17 protein-coding genes and 1 tRNA gene are annotated in these 19,390 nt (G+C 62.6%); 10 read left to right on the forward strand and 8 right to left on the reverse strand.

The window, feature by feature from the left end:
- Nucleotides 1–207: 207 nt before the first annotated feature.
- On the reverse strand, nt 208–1,374 hold the full coding sequence (locus tag C5F53_RS09845) for an acyl-CoA dehydrogenase family protein (RefSeq protein ID WP_105261203.1): 1,167 nt from the start codon (nt 1,372–1,374) through the stop codon (nt 208–210).
- Nucleotides 1,375–1,404: 30 nt separating this feature from the next.
- On the reverse strand, nt 1,405–3,015 hold the full coding sequence (locus C5F53_RS09850) for an acyl-CoA carboxylase subunit beta (protein WP_105261204.1): 1,611 nt from the start codon (nt 3,013–3,015) through the stop codon (nt 1,405–1,407).
- A 151-nt stretch (nt 3,016–3,166) separates the two neighbouring features.
- Between C5F53_RS09850 and C5F53_RS09855 the strand changes: the two genes are divergently transcribed.
- Both C5F53_RS09855 and C5F53_RS09860 read left to right on the forward strand, forming a co-directional pair.
- A complete protein-coding gene (locus tag C5F53_RS09855) occupies nt 3,167–3,463 on the forward strand; it encodes an SCP2 sterol-binding domain-containing protein (RefSeq protein WP_105261205.1) in 297 nt (98 codons plus the stop codon).
- On the forward strand, nt 3,453–3,935 hold the full coding sequence (locus C5F53_RS09860; RefSeq protein WP_236635330.1) for a MerR family DNA-binding transcriptional regulator: 483 nt from the start codon (nt 3,453–3,455) through the stop codon (nt 3,933–3,935). Before C5F53_RS09855 ends, C5F53_RS09860 begins: the two co-directional genes overlap by 11 nt.
- A 72-nt stretch (nt 3,936–4,007) precedes the next feature.
- Here C5F53_RS09860 and C5F53_RS09865 read toward each other — a convergent pair whose 3' ends face one another.
- A complete protein-coding gene (locus C5F53_RS09865) occupies nt 4,008–6,080 on the reverse strand; it encodes an AsmA family protein (RefSeq protein ID WP_105261207.1) in 2,073 nt (690 codons plus the stop codon).
- Nucleotides 6,081–6,313: 233 nt separating this feature from the next.
- Between C5F53_RS09865 and C5F53_RS09870 the strand changes: the two genes are divergently transcribed.
- Nucleotides 6,314–6,634, forward strand: coding sequence for a hypothetical protein (locus C5F53_RS09870; RefSeq protein ID WP_105261208.1), 321 nt, complete (start codon nt 6,314–6,316; stop codon nt 6,632–6,634).
- A gap of 174 nt (nt 6,635–6,808) precedes the next feature.
- Nucleotides 6,809–7,630 (forward strand): hypothetical protein, encoded by an 822-nt coding sequence (locus tag C5F53_RS09875; protein ID WP_105261209.1) that lies wholly within the window; start codon nt 6,809–6,811, stop codon nt 7,628–7,630.
- A 55-nt stretch (nt 7,631–7,685) separates the two neighbouring features.
- Here the strand turns inward: C5F53_RS09875 and C5F53_RS09880 are convergent.
- Nucleotides 7,686–7,762, reverse strand: a tRNA-Ile gene (locus C5F53_RS09880).
- Between the two features lie 35 nt (nt 7,763–7,797).
- Nucleotides 7,798–8,802, reverse strand: a complete 1,005-nt coding sequence (gene hrcA / locus C5F53_RS09885) for a heat-inducible transcriptional repressor HrcA (protein ID WP_105261210.1) — start codon at nt 8,800–8,802, stop codon at nt 7,798–7,800.
- A 39-nt stretch (nt 8,803–8,841) separates the two neighbouring features.
- Between hrcA and C5F53_RS09890 the strand changes: the two genes are divergently transcribed.
- From C5F53_RS09890 to rapZ, 3 genes are read left to right on the forward strand one after another with little or no spacing between them, the layout of a single operon-like run.
- The gene (locus C5F53_RS09890) at nt 8,842–9,738 is read left to right on the forward strand and encodes an NAD kinase (RefSeq protein ID WP_105261211.1); all 897 of its coding nucleotides are present in this window, start codon (nt 8,842–8,844) and stop codon (nt 9,736–9,738) included.
- 16 nt (nt 9,739–9,754) lie between these two features.
- Entirely contained in the window at nt 9,755–11,404 is a 1,650-nt protein-coding gene (gene recN / locus C5F53_RS09895; RefSeq protein ID WP_105261212.1) for a DNA repair protein RecN, read from the forward strand.
- Nucleotides 11,404–12,288, forward strand: a complete 885-nt coding sequence (gene rapZ, locus C5F53_RS09900; protein ID WP_105261213.1) for an RNase adapter RapZ — start codon at nt 11,404–11,406, stop codon at nt 12,286–12,288. Before recN ends, rapZ begins: the two co-directional genes overlap by 1 nt.
- Here the strand turns inward: rapZ and mutY are convergent.
- Genes mutY through mutM form a run of 3 tightly spaced genes read right to left on the reverse strand, consistent with a single transcriptional unit; the run spans nt 12,280 to nt 16,171 of the window.
- Nucleotides 12,280–13,329, reverse strand: coding sequence for an A/G-specific adenine glycosylase (mutY, locus tag C5F53_RS09905; protein ID WP_105261214.1), 1,050 nt, complete (start codon nt 13,327–13,329; stop codon nt 12,280–12,282). The two genes, rapZ and mutY, sit on opposite strands and share 9 nt — an antisense overlap.
- Nucleotides 13,326–15,305 (reverse strand): dynamin family protein, encoded by a 1,980-nt coding sequence (locus C5F53_RS09910; protein WP_105261215.1) that lies wholly within the window; start codon nt 15,303–15,305, stop codon nt 13,326–13,328. The genes mutY and C5F53_RS09910 overlap by 4 nt, the downstream gene beginning before the upstream one ends.
- 50 nt (nt 15,306–15,355) lie before the next feature.
- Nucleotides 15,356–16,171 (reverse strand): bifunctional DNA-formamidopyrimidine glycosylase/DNA-(apurinic or apyrimidinic site) lyase, encoded by an 816-nt coding sequence (gene mutM / locus C5F53_RS09915; protein WP_105261216.1) that lies wholly within the window; start codon nt 16,169–16,171, stop codon nt 15,356–15,358.
- 39 nt (nt 16,172–16,210) lie between these two features.
- Here mutM and C5F53_RS09920 point away from each other — a divergent pair, with 39 nt between their 5' ends.
- Genes C5F53_RS09920 through ispE form a run of 3 tightly spaced genes read left to right on the forward strand, consistent with a single transcriptional unit; the run spans nt 16,211 to nt 19,373 of the window.
- Nucleotides 16,211–17,947, forward strand: a complete 1,737-nt coding sequence (locus C5F53_RS09920) for a tetratricopeptide repeat protein (RefSeq protein ID WP_236635332.1) — start codon at nt 16,211–16,213, stop codon at nt 17,945–17,947.
- On the forward strand, nt 17,947–18,450 hold the full coding sequence (locus tag C5F53_RS09925; RefSeq protein WP_105261218.1) for an outer membrane lipoprotein LolB: 504 nt from the start codon (nt 17,947–17,949) through the stop codon (nt 18,448–18,450). The genes C5F53_RS09920 and C5F53_RS09925 overlap by 1 nt, the downstream gene beginning before the upstream one ends.
- Nucleotides 18,451–18,482: 32 nt before the next feature.
- On the forward strand, nt 18,483–19,373 hold the full coding sequence (gene ispE, locus C5F53_RS09930; RefSeq protein WP_105261219.1) for a 4-(cytidine 5'-diphospho)-2-C-methyl-D-erythritol kinase: 891 nt from the start codon (nt 18,483–18,485) through the stop codon (nt 19,371–19,373).
- Nucleotides 19,374–19,390: the final 17 nt, after the last annotated feature.

Genomic DNA, 19,390 nt, shown 5'->3' on the forward strand with positions numbered 1-19,390 from the left:
CACTTGCGTCAAGTTTCTCAATGCGCCCGTGATGGATATGTGGACAACCTGGCATACCAGGTTGACACACATACCCACACTGGAGCTGACGCGCTTCGCTTGCCAAACAGCCATTTTCAAAATTATTGGAGACGGAATTCATGACATGGACGGGATCTGAAGATGGAAAAATACAGACGTCTGCATGATCCATCCTGTCCATTTCAATTAACTTACATGTCTTGATGGAAATGGGTCAATACCCATGTCGAGCTTGCAGATGATGCCCAGCATGATCTCGTCGGCGCCGCCGCCAATCGAGATCAGCCGGCTGTCGCGGTAGGCCTGGGAGATGGGGTTGTCCGCCGTGAAGCCCATGCCGCCCCAATATTGCAAGCAGCTGTCGGCCACTTCGCGCGACAGGCGCCCGGCCTTCAGCTTGGCCATGGACGCCAGCTTGGTCACGTCCTTGCCGCCCACATACGACTCCACCGCGCGGTAGGTCAGCGCGCGCAGACACTCCACCTCGGTGCGCAGTTCGGCCAGGCGGAAGTGCACCACCTGGTTGTTCAGGATGGGCTGGCCAAAGGTCTTGCGCTCGCGCGTGTAGGCAATGGTCTGGTCGATGAGGTTGTCCAGCGATCGCAAGCTGCCGGCCGCGCCGTACAGGCGCTCCTCCTGGAACTGCAGCATCTGCAGCATGAAGCCCATGCCCTCCTGGCCGATCAGGTTGCGCTGCGGCACGCGCACATTGTCAAAAAACAGCTGTGCCGTGTCGCTGCTGTGCATGCCGATCTTCTCGATCTTCTGGCGTGTGATGCCGGGCGCATCCATGGGCACGATGATGAGGGACTTGTTCTTGTGCACCGCGCCTTCGCTGGTGTTGGCCAGCAGGCAGCACCAGTCGGCCTGCATGCCGTTGGTGATCCACATCTTGGAGCCGTTGATGACGTAGTCACCCCCGTCCTTGCGTGCCGTGGTCTTGAGCGCGGCCACATCAGACCCGCCCCCCACCTCGCTCACACCAATGCAGCCCACCATGTCGCCTGCAATGGCCGGGGCCAAGTAGGCGGCGCGCAGCTCGTCACTGCCAAAGCGCGCCAGCGCTGGCGTGCACATATCGGTCTGCACGCCAATGGCCATGGGCACGCCGCCCACATTGCAGTCACCCAGCGCTTCGGCAGCCACCATGGAGTAGCTGAAGTCCAGCCCCATGCCGCCAAACTCGGTGGGGTACTTGATGCCCAAGAGGCCCAGATCGCCCATCTTCTTGAAGAGTTCGTGCGCGGGAAAGATGCCGGCCTTTTCCCACTCGGCCGTAAAGGGGTTGATCTCGTTGGCGACGAACTTGCGCACTGTGTCAGAGATTTGGGTGTGTTCAGGAGTGAATTTCATGGTGTCTTCTCGGGTCTTTGTTATAAAAAATCAGAGGCGGGCCACACCAAAGGTGTTGCCGCGCAGCGTGCGCTGCTCGGCCTCGGCGGCGAGCGCCAGGCACAGGCCCAGTAGGCGGCGCGTGTCGCGCGGGTCGATGATTCCGTCGTCCCATAGGCGGGCGGTTCCAAACAGCACGGCGCTTTCTTTGTCCAGTCGCAGGCGCAGGCCATCGGACATGGCTTTCAAAGCCTCGTCATTCGCCTCCATGCCCATGCGCTCAATCTTGGCGCGGTTCACGATGTCCATCACCTTGGCGGCCTGTGCGCCACCCATCACCGCGGTGCGCGCCGTAGGCCAGCTGAAGATGAAGCGAGGGTCAAAGCCGCGGCCACACATGCCGTAGTTGCCCGCGCCATACGAGCCACCCAGCACCACGGTGAACTTGGGTACGCGCGCGTTGGCCACGGCCTGGATCATCTTGCTGCCGTGTTTGATAGCGCCGCTGCGCTCGGCTGCGGAGCCCACCATGTAGCCCGTGGTGTTCTGCAAAAAGATGAGCGGCGTGCCGCTCTGGTCACACAGCTGAATGAACTGCGCGGCCTTGGTGGAGCCCGTGGGTTGAATCGGCCCGTTGTTGCCCAGAATGCCGACCAACCGCCCCTCAATGCGCGCGTGGCCACACATCATTTCAGGGGCGTAGCTAGCCTTGAATTCAAGGAAGTCCGAGCCATCCACCAGGCGCGCAATGACCTCGCGCACATCGTAGGGCTCGCGCTCGTCTGCGGGGACGATGCCCATCAGTTCCTGCTCGTCAAACAGCGGCGCGGCAAACGGCGCAGCGGCGGGCGTGGTGTCCCAGTTCAGTTTGTCCATGAGCTCACGCGTCATGGCGATGGCGTGCGCGTCGTCTTCGGTCAAGTACTCGCCCAAGCCGGTGATCTGCGCGTGGGTTTCGGCGCCGCCCAGCTCATCGTCCGTGCAGTCTTCGCCAATGGCGGCCTTGACCAGCGGCGGGCCCGCCAAATAGATGCTGCTGCGCCCACGCACCAGCACCACATAGTCCGACAGGCCGGGCAAGTACGCACCGCCCGCCGTGGACGAGCCGTGCACCACCGCAATCTGCGGGATGCCGGCGGCCGACATGCGGGCTTGGTTGGCAAAGCTGCGGCCGCCTTCGACAAAAATCTCGGCCTGGTACATCAGGTTGGCGCCGCCGCTTTCCACCAGGTAGATGACGGGCAGCTTGTTCTCCAGCGCGATCTCTTGCGCCCGCAGCGCCTTCTTCAGGCCCATGGGTGCGACGGTGCCGCCTTTGACCGCGCTGTCGCTGGCGGACACGATGCAGCGCCGCCCCGCCACCACGCCAATGCCGACGATGGAGCCGCCGCCGAGTACGGCTTTTTTGCCATCGTCGTCATGCATATTCAGGCCGGCCAAACGGCTCAGCTCCAAAAACGGCGTGCCACGATCCAGCAGACGGGCCACGCGTTCGCGCGGCAACAGCTGCTTGCGTTTCTCAAACTTTTCGCGCTTGGATTCGGACTCGGCAATTACCAAGCCTTCCAGGCGCTGCACCTCGGTCAGCAGCTCGGCCATGCGCTGGGCGTTGGCCGCAAAGCCGGCCGAGCGGGGGTTGATCTTGGAGCGGAGAGCGGGCATGGCAACAGGTCCTTCAAAGGTCTTGCGGCATTAGAGGTCATGGTGACGTTAACGTCAACCTGTTGCCGCATAGGTGTTTTCACTATGCCTTACGTTATGCTGTAGCGATAACATCCAGCCCGCAGACTCCACTCACCCATAAGGAAACCCCATGTCCCTCGCCACCGCAACCGAAGCCATCCGTGCCAAAGTGGGCGCCGATAGCGGCCTCAACGCCACCCTGAAGTTCGACATGGGTGCCGACGGCGTCATCGTCATCGACGGTGCCAGCACGCCCAACAGCGTGAGCAACGACAACACCGATGTGGACTGCACCGTGGGCATCACGCTGGAAAACCTGCAAGCCCTGCTGGACGGCGACCTGGAACCCGCCACCGGCTTCATGGCCGGCAAGCTCAAGGTCAGCGGCGACATGGGCGTTGCCATGCGCCTGCAACGTGTCATTTAAGACCGTGGCCACCGCCGCCGAGGTGGCAGACGCGCAAGCGTTTGTCGCCTCCCACCGCGACGAGGGCACGACCGAGTTGTTCGGCATCACCGAGTTGTGCCGGGAGTTCGGCATCACGCTGCGCGCGCTGCGTTTTTATGAAGACAAGGGCCTGCTAAGCCCGCGCCGCGTGAACGGTGCGCGCGTTTACACCCGGCGTGACCGCGCCCGCCTGGCGCTGATCCTGCGCGCCAAGGCCATCGGCTCGCCGCTGTCCGAGATCAAGCGCTACCTGGATTTGTATGGCGACCACGGCGAAGGCCGCGTGCAGCAGCTGCAGTACGTCATCGACCGCACCGACGCCGAGATTGCCGACCTGGAAAAAAAACGCGCCCAGATCGACGCCACGTTGGCGGAGCTGCGCGTGATCAACACCAGCTGCCGCAGCCACCTGGCCGAACGCGAGCGCATAGACAAAAACCAAGCCAAATAGGCCTCTAGCCCACGTGGATACTGCGCAAGAAGCTCCTAAAACAGGAGCAACCCGCACAACCCATGAGGCGACTTACTTGCCCAGCAAGCCCTTGAACAAGTCCTTGGCCTTGTCGCGCACGGCCTCTTCGGCCTTGGCCTTGATCTCCTGCTTCTTCTCTTCCACCTTGGCCTTGGTCGCGTCCTCCAGCATGGCACCGTACTCGATCTTGTAGCTCAGCGCGTCGAACGGGCCGGTCAGCCGCACAGGCACCGTCAGGCCCTTCAGCTGGCCCAGGTCTTTGCCACCCTGGCCTTCGCCGCTGGCCACCACCGTGGCCTTGGCCAAGTAGTTCATCTGGCCTGCGCCCACATCAATGTCGCCCGCGCCGCCCAGGCGGATGAAGGGAGACTTCATCGCCAGGTCCTCGTTGTGCGCCACGCCGTTGGCAATCTTGAAGCTGCCAGTCAGCTCCGAGAAGTCGGTCTTCTGGTTGGCATTGGCGGCCTGTGTGCTATCGGCCTGACCCAGTTTGGCTTTTATGTCACGCAGGCTTTGCGCCAGGTTGATGCCCTTGATCGCGCCGTCTTTCAGCGCCAGCGATGCACTGCCGCCCAGCGCCTTCTTCATGGCCGTCACCGTGTCTCCGCGGGTATTGATGTCCAGCGCCACATTGCCCCGGCCTTCCAGCAGGTCCTTGGCCACCAGGTCGTTCATCAGCGGGTTGATGCTCACACCCACCAGCGCCTGCTTGATGGCCACGGCATTGCCATTGGCGTTGACCGACAGGCTGCCGCTGGTGCTGCCTTCGTACAGGTTCAGCGACAGAGGCGCCACCTCCAGCTTGCCGCCGGCCAGTGCCAACTTGGCGTTGATCTTTTCCAACTTCAAGTTGGACACTTGCAGTGCGCCGATGCGGATGGTGCCGTTCACCGTGTGGCCCTTCAGCGCGCTCAGGTCGATGGGGGCCTCCTTGGCCACAGCAGCCTCTTTGGCTGCCACCGTGGTGGGGGCGGGCTTGGGCGGCAGGTATTTGTCCACGTTCAGCTTGTCCACATCCAGGTCAAATGCCAGCACCAACGGCGCAAACTTGGCCACCTTCACGCTGGTGGCGATCTTGGATTCGTCAAACTGCGTGGCCAGCTCCAGCGCCGCAGTCTGCTGCTGTGCGTCCACCTTCAGGCTGCCGTTGATAGGCAGGGGCACGCTCTTCATGGGCATGCTGGGGTGGGCCACGTCCAAGCTGCCAGCCAGCTTGGCCAGCACCACGCTTTGCCCGGCTACGTTCACCGCCACGGGCGAGCTCAGCTGGCCCTTCACCACCGCGTCGCCCGCCTTGGCATCCAGCTTGAGCGCCAGGCTGGCAATCTTCAGCGCATCGGCATTGCCTTCCACGCCATTCAGCACCAGGTTCACCGTCGCATTGCGACCCGCTCCCTGCAGCGTGGCCGACAGCGTGATGGCCTCACCCCCCGACTTCTCGGGCGACAGGCTCAGCTTGGGTGCATCCAGCGCCAGCGTGAATGCATCGGTGCCGCTTTGGCCCTTGGCCGACAGGCTGAGCTTGTCCACGGCGGCCGTCTTCTTGCCCGTATCGGCCAGCACCTGGCCGGTGGACAGGCTCAGGTTCGACAGCGCGGTGCTGGTGCCTGCCTTCTCGTCGCGCCACGTCAATTGGGCGTTGGCAATGCGGATGCTGGAAATATCAATCTGCAAGGGATCGGCTGGCTTGGCAGGCTCAGCGGGTTTGCCGGCCTCGGGCACGGTGGGCTGGCCCAACAGATCGGCAATGTTCAGCGTGCCGTCTTTTTTCTTCACCAGAGTGAGCTTCAAGCCCTCGATGTCCAGCGCACGCACCTGCACCTGCTTGCTCAGCAGCGGCATCAGCGCCACCGAGATGCGGGCCGATTGCAGCGCGGCAAATTCGTCTTTGCTCGCGTGCTCGGACAAGGTCACGCCGTCCAGCTGAATGCCTACGTTGGGCCAGACGGAGAGCTTGGGCTGGCCCGCAATCACCAGCGTGCGCTGCTTTTGCTCCAGCACCGTGCGGCTGATCTCGGCTTTGATCTTGTCGCCGTCAAACAGGGCGTAGAGCACCCCCACGGCAAGGGCCAGCAGGCCCACGATGGCAATGACAGCAATACCGACAACGCGAAGCACCTTCATGGAGAGTCCTTGTGCAGAGGGATGAACCCGATGCGGACCATTCTATTTCTGCAGTGCGCACAGGCCGCCCCCCGCATGTGCGGTATTGCGCAGTAACGCTTTGTAATTGCTGACACAACGCTTTGCCAAAACGCGCTTTTGTCAGACAGCCTTCACATGCGCAGGGCACACTGTGCGCATGGGATACCACAACGCACCCGAGTGCGGCGTCGGCACACACAAGGACTGACGACATGCGCATCAAAAACAGCTTCTGGAATTTTTTGGGCCCCGAGCCCGTAGAGAGCCCCGAGGACGCCCTCGAGAAAATCCGCAACGCCATGCTCAGCGTGGTGCGCAGCTCTTGCCGCGCGACGGACTTTCATCTGGAGTTCAAAATCAACTACGCCCGCGACGCCGGCGAACTCTGGTACCTGCGCTCCGCACTCATGCAAGCCCTGTGCGACCACCAAGGCGAAACCCGCGCCCAAACACTGATGGTGGGCGTGACCACGCTGTTTGTGGGCCAGCACCCGGCGGCAGCGGGGTCGAAGTTGAATCAGCGCAGACCTTAGGCTTTGCGAAGTAGCAGTGACAGGCGCTCTGTCAACACTGCACTAACGGCAGACAAGCACACCGGATACCTGCCGACAATCATGTCGCGTCGCTGTTTAGAATCTTGACAGCCTCAGATGCGCAATGTGCGCTCTGTGGCATGAAAACAGTCAATACATTCAGGGAATGAAACAATGAAACTCATCAAGACGCTAGCCTTGGCGCTAGCACTTTGCCAATCGACCACTTACGCCGCCGACCTTTTCGTCAACGAGCAACCCAGGCCATTTTCTCTCGCAGACAAACTTGAAGCGGATGCAACGATTGGAGGCTATCCCATATGGGCAGGCGAAGGAAAGTGGCGGATTGTTGACATCATTCGCGCCGATAGCGGCGGTTCGGCAGAGTCCATTCCAATGGGAACCGGGCGATTTTTTCAAACAGAAGGCAAGAACTTTGTTGCCGCGATGGAAGTCAAAAGCAACCTCCGCACAGGAAACGGCTACTGGACAGGAGAACCATGCAAGCGTGACGACATGCTCTTCAAGTCCCAAAAAAGTGGTGGGCGTGAAGACAACTGTGTGACCATCAACCACATCACGCGCTACATGAGCAACCCAGGTGGCAAGTCAGCGGAACTGTATGCCGTGTTGAAAGAACAGAACATCGAGTTGCCACCCACTGTTTTACTCATCCAGTTCACACGCAACGCGTTAAGCTTGCGGACCCTAACATTCAATCTATGGGTGAACCCTGAACTGGCGGGATTCGCGAGGGAAAGCGAAGCAGAGTGGGGACGCAATCCGTGGCACAAAGTCATGGCGTACAAAGACCCGGCGAAAAAACAGTACATCGATGCGTTGACCGCTTGGGCGCTCAATTTTCAGACCCGCATGGACGATGCTTTGAAGCAAAAAGTGGATGCCTTCGCCGGAATTCCAACCTGGCGCGTCAGCGTGAGCAAGACCAGTGCACCGACACAACCACCCGAAACATCCAAAATTACACTGGATTGATCTGCAGCCATAGAAAAAGCCTGTTACTCGATCGAGTAACAGGCTTTTTTATCATTGGTAGGGCGTCACGGACTTGAACCGTGGACCAAAGGATTATGAGTCCTCTGCTCTAACCAACTGAGCTAACGCCCCAACCGAAGCGCGGATTGTACCGGGGCGGCGTGGGCCTATTTGTGGTGGCTTAGCGCGTTGCTCACCAGCTTGGAGGTGATGTCCACGATCTGGATCATGCGGTCGTAGGCCATGCGCGTGGGGCCGATGACGCCCAGCGTGCCCACCACCTTGCCGTCCACCTCGTACGGGCTGCTGACGATGGACAGGTCTTCAAACGGCACCACCTGGCTCTCGCCGCCAATGAAGATGCGCACGCCTTCGGCCTGGCCGGTGACGTCCAGCAAGCGCATGAGCTGGGCTTTTTGCTCAAACAAATCAAACGCACGGCGCAGGTGGCCCATGTCGCTGGAGAAGTCGGACACCGACAGCAGGTTGCGTTCACCAGAAATCACCACCTCGTCCTGCGATTCGTTGATGGCCTCAGAGCTGGCATGCACGGCGGCTTGCATTAGCGTGGCAATTTCGCCGCGCAGGCTGTCCACTTCGTTTTGCAGGCGCTTGCGCACCTCTTCAATCTCCAGCCCGGCGTAGTGGGTGTTCAGGAAGTTGGCGCCCTCCACCAGCTGGCTTTGGGCGTAGTCCACCTCGGTGTAGATGACGCGGTTTTGCACATCGCCATCGGGCGAGACGATGATGACCAGCAGGCGCTTCTCCGACAGGCGCAAAAACTCGATGTGGCGGAACGCCGAGGTGCGGCGCGGCGAGATGACCACGCCCACAAACTGCGACAGGTTGGACAGCAGGTTGGCCGCATTGGACAGCACGCGCTGCGGCTGGTCGGGCGCCAGGCTGTGCGCCTGGAACTGACCGGGCTGCACGGTGAGCATGGTGTCCACAAACAGGCGGTAGCCGCGCGCCGTGGGGATGCGGCCGGCGGACGTGTGGGGGCTGACGATGAGGCCCAGCTCTTCCAGGTCCGACATGACGTTGCGGATGGTGGCGGGCGAGAGTTCCAGGCCCGAAGCCTTGGACAATGTGCGGCTGCCAACGGGCTGTCCATCGGCGATGTAGCGCTCTACCAGCGCTTTCAACAACAACTTGGAACGATCATCGAGCATCGGTCCATTCTAGTGATCTATTTAGTGTCTAATTTGCGGATGTTGTCCAAATTCCGACAGGTTGCGCTCATTGGCAAGTACCAATCCACGGGGGGCCGCGCCGTCGGCGCCTCATCGCGTGAGTCGCTGGATGAGATCGCCCATTTCCTCATGGACCAGGGCTGCGAAATCGTCATCGAGGCCAACACCGCCACCAACACCGAGCTGACCGGCTACACCACCATGGACGTGGCCGGCATTGGCGCCAGCTGCGACCTAGCGCTGGTAGTGGGCGGAGACGGCACCATGCTGGGCATAGGGCGCCAGTTGGCGCAGTACAAGGTGCCGCTGATCGGTATCAACCAGGGTCGCCTGGGCTTCATCACCGACATCCGCTTCGAGCAGTACAAAACCACCCTCTTGCCCATGCTGGCCGGCCACTACGAGCTGGACGACCGCAGCCTGATGCACGCCCGCGTGATGCGCGACGGGCACTGCGTGTTCTCGGCGCTGGCCATGAACGATGTGGTGGTGAACCGCGGCGCCACCTCCGGCATGGTCGAGTTGCGCGTGGAGGTGGACGGCAACTTTGTGTCCAACCAGCGCGCCGACGGCCTCATCATCGCCACGCCCACGGGCTCCACCGCCTATTCGCTGTCGGCCGGTGGGCCACTCTTACACCCCTCCATCCCCGGCTGGGTGATGGTGCCCATCGCCCCGCATACATTGTCAAACAGGCCCATAGCCCTCCCCAACACTGCGCGGATAGCTATCGAAATCGTAGCAGGACGCGATGCCAGCGCCAACTTTGACATGCAAAGCCTGGCCAGTCTGATGCACGGTGACCGCATCGAGGTCACGCTGTCGGAGCACCGGGTGCGCTTCTTGCACCCCAAGGGCTGGACCTACTTTGACACCCTGCGCCAGAAAATGCATTGGAATGAAGGCGTGGCCTGAGGCCACGTGGTGAGATATGGCACTCAAACGGATTATTCTCAGAGACTTTGTGATCGTCAGCGAGTTGGAGCTGGACTTGGAGTCAGGCTTCTCGGTACTGACCGGTGAAACCGGCGCGGGCAAGTCCATCCTCATCGACGCGCTGCAGCTGGTCACCGGCGCACGCGCCGACACCGGCGTGATCCGTGAAGGTGCGGCGCGCACCGATGTGTCCGCCGAATTCGACACGGCCCCCGGCGTGCAAGCCATATTGGATGAGGCCGGCTTTGAAGGCGGCGACAGCCTGCTGCTGCGCCGCACGGTGGACACCCAGGGCAAAAGCCGCGCCTGGGTGAACGGCAGCCCCGCCACCGCCCAGCAACTGCGCGCCATTGGCGAACAGCTGCTCGACATCCACGGCCAACACGCCTGGCAAAGCCTGACCCGCCCCGAGGCCGTGCGCGGCCTGCTGGACGCCTACGCCAAGATCAACACCGCCACGCTGACGCAGCTGTGGACCGCCTGGCGCCAAACCCAAACCGCACTGACCCAGGCCAGCGCAGCACAAGACTCCCTGCAGCGCGAACGCGAACGCATGGCCTGGCAAATTGGCGAGGTGGACAAGCTGGCGCCCCAGCCCCACGAGTGGGACGAGCTCAACACCAGCCACAGCCGCCTGTCCAACGGCCAGGCTCTGCTGGACGCGGCCGAAGGCGCCGTCAACCTGCTGGAAGACGAGGACAGCAACGCCCTGCGCCCGCTGCACGCCGCGCTGCAGCTGCTGCAGGCCCAGGTGCACCTGGAGGCTGAATTCAAAGACCCCGTGGAGGCGTTGACATCGAGCATCGCGCAGGTGGAAGACGCCGTACACACCCTGCGCAGCTACGCCCGCCGCACCGAGCTGGACCCCGACCGCCTGGCCGAGCTGGACCAGCGCATGTCGCTGTGGGTGAGCCTGGCGCGCCGCTACAAGCGCCCGCCCGAAGAGCTGGTGGAGGTGCTGGCCGCGTGGAAGACCGAGCTGGCCGCACTGGACGCCGCCGCCGACCTGGAGGGTCTGCAGGCCGCCGAGCGCAAGGCCCAGGCCGCCTACCTGACTGAAGCCAAGGCCATTTCCAAACAACGCGCCAAGGCCGCACCCCTGCTGGCCCAGAGCATCACCCAGGCCATGCAAGGGTTGGGCATGCAAGGCGGGCAGTTTCAGGTGGCGCTGGAGCCACTGGCCCAGCCGCAGCAGAGCGGGCTGGAAGACGTGCAGTTTTTGGCCGCGGGCCACGCCGGCAGCACGCCACGCCCTGTGGGCAAGGTGGCGTCGGGCGGCGAGCTGTCGCGTATGGCGCTGGCCATTGCGGTCACCACCAGCCAGCTGGGCACCGCACAAACGCTGATCTTTGACGAAGTGGATTCCGGGGTGGGCGGCGCCGTGGCCGAAACCGTGGGCCGCCTCATGCAGCAGCTAGGGAGCGACCGCCAGGTGCTGGCCGTGACCCACCTGCCCCAGGTGGCCGCCTGTGCAGACCACCACTTGGTCGTCTCCAAAACCCTGCAAGGCAAGGCCACGCTCAGCACCGTGGCCGCCGTGCACGGCGAGCAGCGCGTGGGCGAAATTGCCCGCATGCTGGGCGGCGAAAAACTCTCCAGCACCACCCTGGCCCACGCCAAGGAAATGCTGCAAGCGGGGCTGTGATGGAGATTGTGCTGATCACCGGCATGTCCGGCTCCGGCAAATCGGTGGCGCTGAACGCGCTGGAAGACGCCGGCTTTTACTGCGTGGACAACCTGCCGCCCGAGCTGCTGCTGCCCTTTGTGGAGCTGGAGCAGCAGCACAACGCGCCGCGCGTGGCGATTGCCATGGATGTGCGCAGTGCCACCTCGCTCCCCCTGGTGCCAAAGCAACTGGCCGCCGTGCGTGCGCTGGGCGTGGGGGTCAAGTCTCTGTTTCTGGACGCCACCACCGACACCCTGGTGCGTCGTTATTCGGAGACCCGGCGCAAACACCCACTCTCGCAAAACAGCTCGGACCACGGCGAACGCGACGAGCGCCGTGCGCTGGTGGACGCCATTGAACTGGAGCGCGAGCTGCTGGCCGACCTGCGCGAACAGGCCCATGTGATCGACTCCAGCATCATCCGCCCCTCGCAGCTGCAGGGCTATGTCAAAGAACTGATTGCCGCACCGGGCGGGCAGCTCACCCTGGTGTTTGAGTCCTTTGCCTTCAAGCGCGGCGTGCCGACAGATGCGGACTATATGTTCGACGTGCGCATGCTGCCCAACCCGCACTACGACCCCGCGCTCAAGCACCTGACCGGGCGCGACCAACCGGTGATCGACTTCCTGAAAACGCAGGACGATGTGGACCGCATGCTGAACCACATCAGCCAGTTTTTGGACAACTGGCTGGACGCCCTGGCACGCGACCACCGCAGCTACGTGACCGTGGCGATTGGCTGCACGGGCGGGCAACACCGGTCTGTGTACCTGGTGGAGCAGCTGGCCCAGCGCTTTGGTAGCAGCTGGAGCACGCTCAAGCGCCACCGCGAGATGGACGCCCTGCAGTCCGGTCTAGGCTGATTTTTCCAGCAGCTTGCGCACCGGCGCAGGCAGGCCCGCCGCAGCCCACTCCGCTGGCAAGAACCAGGCACCCGCTCCTAAATCTATAGCTGCTTGCGCAATATCCACTTGGGCTGCGTGCATAAAAAGGTCTTTATGCGTGAGCACATGAGTGAATACGGGCAGCATCTCCACGCGCGTGGCAAGCGGTGCTGGCAGCGCGGCACGCAAGGCATCTTCGCTGTCAAACAGAGGGAAGCACTGCAGCCCCGCCCACACACCGGGCGTGGGCCGCTTGGCCAGCCACACCGCGCCATCGGCGCGCTGTGCCCACAGCAGCCACAGGCTCTGGCTGCTGCGCTTGAGCTTGCGGGTGCGCACCGGGTAGCGCTCGGGGTCACCGGCCTTGGCGGCCACGCAGTGGCTGTGCACGGGGCATAGCAGGCAGCTGGGCTTTTTGGGGCTGCACACGGTGGCGCCCAAATCCATCATGCCCTGGGTGTAGCGCGGCATATCTGTGGCCGCGTTTTTGGCTACGGGCAGCAGGCCGGTGGCGGCGTCCCACAGCTTCTTCTCATTCGCAGAAGAGGCCAGGTCGGCATCAAAGCCCAACACACGCGTTACCACGCGCTTCACATTCGCATCCAGAATCGCCACGCGCTCGCCGAAGCACAGCGAGGCAATGGCGGCGGCGGTGGACCGGCCTATGCCAGGCAGCGTGGTCAGCGTGGCCGCGTCGCGCGGGAACTGGCCGCCGTGCAACTCCACCACCAGCTGCGCACAGCGGTGCAGGTTGCGTGCGCGGCTGTAGTAGCCCAGGCCGCTCCACAGGCCCATGACCTCGTCGCTGCTGGCGGCGGCCAGGTCGGCCACGGTGGGGCAGCGCTCCAGAAATTTGGCGAAGTAGCCGATGACGGTGACCACCTGCGTTTGCTGCAGCATGATCTCGGACAGCCACACGCGGTAGGGGTCTTGGGTGTTTTGCCAGGGCAGCGTGTTGCGGCCGTGCTGGCGCTGCCAAGCCACCACCTGGGTGGCGAAGTTGCTACCCGCCACGCTCAGGCAATAACCACGTCCACCGAGGAGGTGGCGGCGGCCACAGCCAGCAGCTTGGCAGCGTCTTGGGCAGCGATCAGGTAGGCGGTCAGCTCGGCCAGCTTGCTGTCCAACTGGTCCAGCGCCACTTCTTGTTGCTCAATCTCGCCAATGCGGTCGTCAAGCCCACCCGCAGCCTGCGAGATGCGGTCAATGGCCTCGATGCGGCGGGCAAAGTTGCGGCGGCGTTCGCGCAGCTGGGCGTCCAGTTGGGCAGCGGCCGATTTGCTCCATAGCTCCACCTCACCCAGCGCGTTTTCGTGCACCGAGCGCAGGCGGGTAGACAGCGCACGCACCAGCCGGTCGGAGAACTCGGGCTGGGCCAGCTTGAAGGCATTGCCCACGCCCAGGTACTGCAAGTGGTTGCGTTCGATGGTGTCCAGCTCGGCCATGAAGTGGGCCATGGCCGGTTCGGCGGGCGCTTGCAACGAGAAGCCGTACTCGCCGTTGAGCAGTTTGAAGCTGGCCACCAGCATGCTCTGGATTTCGGCGCACAGGGTCTGCACTTTTTGCAGGTTGCCGCGCAGGCGGTCAAAGGTCTCGCCGTAGGCGCGCTTCACGCCCAGCTTCAGGCCTTTTTGCATGAGCGAGTCGTTGAGCTGGGCCATCTCTTTTTTGAGCGCGCTGGAACCCAGAATGCCAAAGACTTCGCGCAGCAGCTTGAGGTGCACTGAGCGCACAGCATGGATCTTGGCGCCGCCTTGGTCAAACTCGGCCTGCTCCTGCGAGATGCGGTTGCGCATGTGCTTGATGACCGTCGCGTTCTTGCCCTGCAAGCCCTTGAGCTCCATGGTCTGCTCGGTCAGGTCGCGCTTGCGGATGTTGATGACGCGGCCGGTCTCGGTACGCAGGCCGGTGATGCCATCGGCCATGGCCGCACCCAGAATTTTCTGGCGCTTGCCCATCATGCCGCGGCCCAACACGTCTTCCAGCAGCGGCAGGCAGCTTCGCTTGAGCAGCTCGTCGTCTTCGGTGACCTTGGCCACCAGGCCTTTTTGGGCCGACACGGCAATCACCTTGTCTTTGGGCAGGCCCAAGATTTCGGCGGTGCTGGCCTTCTGGCGCTCGATCTGGGTCTGGATTTGTGCGGGCGTACTCAGCGCGTCCCACAGCGTGTCAATCTTGTTGAGCACCACCAGGCGCGCATCGGGGTCGGTGGACTCGGTGATCAGGTGTTCGCGCCAGATGGCCAGGTCGGACTTGGTCACGCCGGTGTCCGCCCCCAGCATGAAGACCACGGCATGTGCCTGCGGAATCAGGCTCACGGTCAGCTCAGGTTCGGCGCCAATGGCGTTGAGCCCAGGCGTGTCCAGAATCACCAGGCCCTGCTTGAGCAAGGGATGGGCAATGTTGATCAGGGCGTGGCGCCACTTGGGCACTTCCACCATGCCCTGGGCGTCTTGCAGGGGGTTGTCTTCAGGGGCCTGGCTGTGCCAGAAGCCCAAGGCACGGGCTTCGTCTTGCGTGACCTTGCGAGTCTCGGCCACTTTTTCCAAGGCCTTGGCCAGTTGTTGAGGGTTGTTCACATCGAGGTCGATGCGGGTCCATTTTTCGGGCGCCATGCGCCACTCCATCAGCGCTTGGGGCTGCAGACGGGTCTCGATCGGCAGCAGGCGCAGGCAGGGTGGCACATCGGCGTCATAACCCATCTCGGTGGGGCACATGGTGGTGCGGCCCGCGCTGGCCGGCATGATGCGCCGGCCGTACCCTGCAAAGAACAGAGCGTTGATCATCTCGGACTTGCCGCGCGAAAACTCGGCCACAAAAGCGACCATAACTTTGTCGGAACGCACCTGGCCTTCGAGGCGGCGCAATCGCTCTTCCACGCCAGCGTCCAGCAGGTCGTGGTCTTTCATCCACTCCCCCAGCAATTTCAGGCGCAGGGCAAATTCACGGCGCCATGTGCCATGCTGGTCAAACTGATCGTTAAATGAAGTAGCCAAGAATCCCCCGTGGAATCATTCAATATAGCACTGACGCCCCCAAGCGGCGCTCAGGGTTTTTGACAAGTGGGGCAGAAGAACGTGGAGCGCTGCCCCTGCCGCATACTCCGAATCGCCCCGCCACAGACCCTGCAGGGCTCGCCTTCACGACCATACACCATCGCCTCCAGCTGAAAGTAACCGCTTTCCCCCTTGGCATTGGAGAAATCCCGCAGGGTGCTGCCCCCTTTCTGCACCGCACGGGCCAGCACATCGCAGATGGCGGTGTGCAACTTGGCCAGGCGCGGCTTGCTGACCTTGTTGGACGCCGTAGTGGGGCGGATGCCGGCCAGAAACAAGGCCTCGGACGCATAAATATTGCCCACACCCACCACCACCTCTCCGGCCAGCAGTACCTGCTTGATAGGCGCCTTACGCTGCGCCATGGCCCACTGAAAATCGACCAGCCCAAAATCCTCGCCCAGCGGCTCCACGCCCAGGTGGCCCAGCAGCTTCTGCGCAGCCGGGTCGGCTTCGCCAGCCGCAAACACCACCGCGCCAAAGCGGCGTGGGTCGTTCAGGCGCAGGGTGCCGCGGGTGGTGACGAGGTCAAAGTGGTCGTGTGTGCCGGGCGGCGGCATGCGCCCGCCAAAGGCCACGCTGCCCGACATGCCCAGGTGCACCAGCAGCAGGCCCGCATCCAGGTCCAGCAGCAGGTATTTGCCGCGCCGGCGCACCTGCAGCACGCGTTGCCCCACCAGGTGGTCTGGGTCGCAGCCCAGCGGCCAGCGCAGGGGCTTGCCCAGGTGCACGGCCTGCACCTCACCACCGGCGATGCGGTCGGCAAAACTCAGGCGGGTAACTTCAACTTCGGGTAATTCAGGCATGGGGCCTTCTGGCTATTCGGGTTGGATTATTATGGTCTGATGAACCCATCCAAACGCCTTGTTTCCCTGAGCATTCTGGTGGCCTGTTTGGGTCTGGGACCCTTGACGTGGGCTGCGGAAGCAGAGCCGGTACAAAACTCTGAACTCAACCGCGAACTTTTTTACCAATTGTTACTTGGCGAGTTGAGCGCCAACAACGGTGACGCCGGCAATGCCTACGCCCTGATGTTGGACGCGGCACGCAAAACCAACTCTGAAAAGCTGTTTGAGCGCGCTGTGGAACTGGCCTTGCGCGCCCGCAGCGCCGACGCTGCACTGGACGCCGCCCGTGCCTGGCAGCGCGCCCTGCCCGCCTCCAAAGAAGCCAACCGTTATGTGTTGCAAATCCTCATTGGGATGAACAGGGTCAGTGACACGCTGGAGCCGCTCAAGCGCGAACTGGCCGGCAGCGCCGGCAAAGAGCGCATTGCCGCCATCAGCCTGCTGCCACGTTACTTTGCGCGGGTCACCGACAAGGCCCTGGCTGCACAGCAGGTAGAACAGGCGCTGGCACCCGACTTGGGCACCAAGGCCACAGGCCCCGCGGCCTGGGCCGCTGTAGGCATGCTGCGCCTGGGTGCAACCCATACCGAAACCGCGCTGGAGGCAGCCCAACGCGGTGCGGCGCTGGACAACCAGTCTGACGAAGTGGCCATCTTGGCGCTGAACCTGATGGAAGCCAAGGTGGCACAAGCAGAGCCCTTGCTGCGCAAATACCTGGACGGCAAGCCCATGCCCGAGCTGCGTATGGCCTATGGCCGCAAGCTGATTGACAACGCACGTTACGCCGAAGCCCTGATGCAGATGCAAACGCTGACCCAGCAGGCGCCGGCGTTTGCCGATGGTTGGCTGGTGAAGGGCTCGCTGGAGCTGCAAGACAAAAAACTGGGGGATGCCGAGGCATCGCTCAAGCAATACCTGCAGCTCAGCGCCCCCCAGGAAGCCGCGCCGGACGACACCGAAACCGGGCGTGGCATGGTGCAAGCATTGTTGTTGCTGGCCCAGGTTGCTGAGCAAACCCAGCGCCCCGAGGAAGCCAGCGCCTACCTGGCCCGCATCAACAGCCCGCAAGACGCCCTGCGTGTGCAAACCCGGCGCGCCACACTGCTAGCCCGCCAGGGCAAGCTGGACGAAGCCCGTGCCCTGATCCGTGCCACCCCCGAAACCCAGGCCGATGATGCCCGCGCCAAACTCAGCACCGAGGTGCAACTGCTGCGCGACTTCAAACAATTCAGCGCCGCCTACCAATTGCTGCAGGAAGGTGTGCAGCGCTTCCCCAAAGACGTGGGCATGGCCTATGACTTGGCCATGCTGGCCGAGAAGCTGAACAAACTGCCCGAGATGGAACAGCTGCTGCGCCGAGTGATTGCCGAGCAGCCCGACTACCACCACGCCTACAACGCGCTGGGGTATTCGCTGGCCGATCGCAACTTGCGCTTGCCGGAAGCGCGTCAGCTCATCACCAAGGCACTGGAGTTTGCGCCCAACGACCCCTTCATTGTGGACAGCCTGGCTTGGGTGGAGTTTCGCAGCGGCAACCTCGGCGAGGCCAAACGCCTGCTGGAACAGGCCTACGCCAACCGCCAGGACGCCGAGATTGCGGCGCACCTGGGTGAGGTGCTGTGGGCCATGGGGCTGCGCGACCAAGCCACCGCCCTCTGGCGCAAGGCCCTGGACGAAAACAAGGACAACGACACCCTGCAGGAAACCGTGCGCCGCCTGCGTGGCGCACTGTGATGCAGCGCTGGGGCTGGGCAGGCCTGCGCCTGTGGTTTTTGTTTGCTATATTTTTGATAGCTGGTTGCGCAACGCCAACAAGGGATCCGGGCACATTTGATGCCAAAACCCATTGGCAGGGGCGTATTGCCATCAAGGTCTTAAGCACGCCACCCCAGGCCTTTTCTGCGGACTTTGAACTCGACGGCCAGGGCGAAGCCGGCACCCTGGCTCTGTTCTCCCCGCTGGGCACCACGGTGGCGCAGATGCAATGGGCACCCGGTTTGGCGCAGCTGCGCAATGGCGGTGAGGTGCGCAAGTTTGAGTCACTCTCGGCCCTGGCCCAGCAGGCCACCGGCACCGAATTGCCGGTGACTGCGCTGTTTGACTGGTTGCGTGGCACCGCCACCCCGGCACCCGGCTGGGACGCCGACCTGAGCCAATTGCCCGAAGGGCGCCTGCAAGCACGCCGCAGCGCCGACAGCGCCCCCGCGGTGGAACTCAAAATCCTTCTGGAACGCTGAGCACACGCAGTGCTGCACCGATAATTCGGGCCATGCAGTCGCTCTACGACATTCCCGCCCCAGCCAAACTCAACCTGTTTTTGCACATCATCGGGCGGCGTACCGATGGTTACCACCTGCTGCAATCGGCCTTCATGCTGATTGACTGGTGTGACACCCTGCACTTTGCACGGCGCAGCGATGGTCAGATCAGCCGCGAAGACCTGAACGTGCCCCTGCCCGCCGATGACCTGAATGTGCGCGCCGCCCGCGCGCTACAGCAGGCCACGGGCTGCACACAGGGCGCACACATTGGCGTTTTGAAATCCATACCGGCCCAAGCAGGCATGGGCGGCGGCTCTTCGGATGCAGCGTCCACGCTGCTGGCGCTGAACCGTTTGTGGAACCTCAAACTCTCGGTGCAGCAACTCTCGGTGATTGGTTTGGCGCTGGGGGCCGACGTGCCTTTTTTCCTGAGTGGTGGCCATGGCTGGGTCGAAGGCATTGGTGAGAAAATCACACCGCTGTCCCTGCCCGCTGGACGATGGGCGGTGGTCAAACCCGATGCGGGTTTGGACACAAAGTTGATTTTTTCTGATCCGGAGTTGAAACGCGACTCAGAGCCTGCTACAATCACAGGCTTCGCTGCAGACGCCGCCGGAAAAACACAAATACCATTTGGGTTTGGCCGAAATGACTTGCAAGCCGTTGCCCAAAAGCTGTGCCCCGGTGTAAATCAAGCCCTTCAGTGGCTCGATGACAAGGGTTTAAGTGGCAGGATGACAGGCTCTGGAAGTGCGGTGTTTGCGCACTTGCAGCACGACATCGATGTGGGAAATATGTTGATGGATGCGCCTGGTGCGCTTCAAGTCAGGTTGTGCAGCAGTTTGGATGTTCATCCTTTGTTGGGGTGGGCAAACAGCGACGGCAAAATTAAGGTTTAGCGGTGGGCAGCATTGCG

The organism is Rhodoferax sp. TS-BS-61-7 (assembly GCF_002943465.1).
Lineage (GTDB): Bacteria > Pseudomonadota > Gammaproteobacteria > Burkholderiales > Burkholderiaceae_C > Allorhodoferax.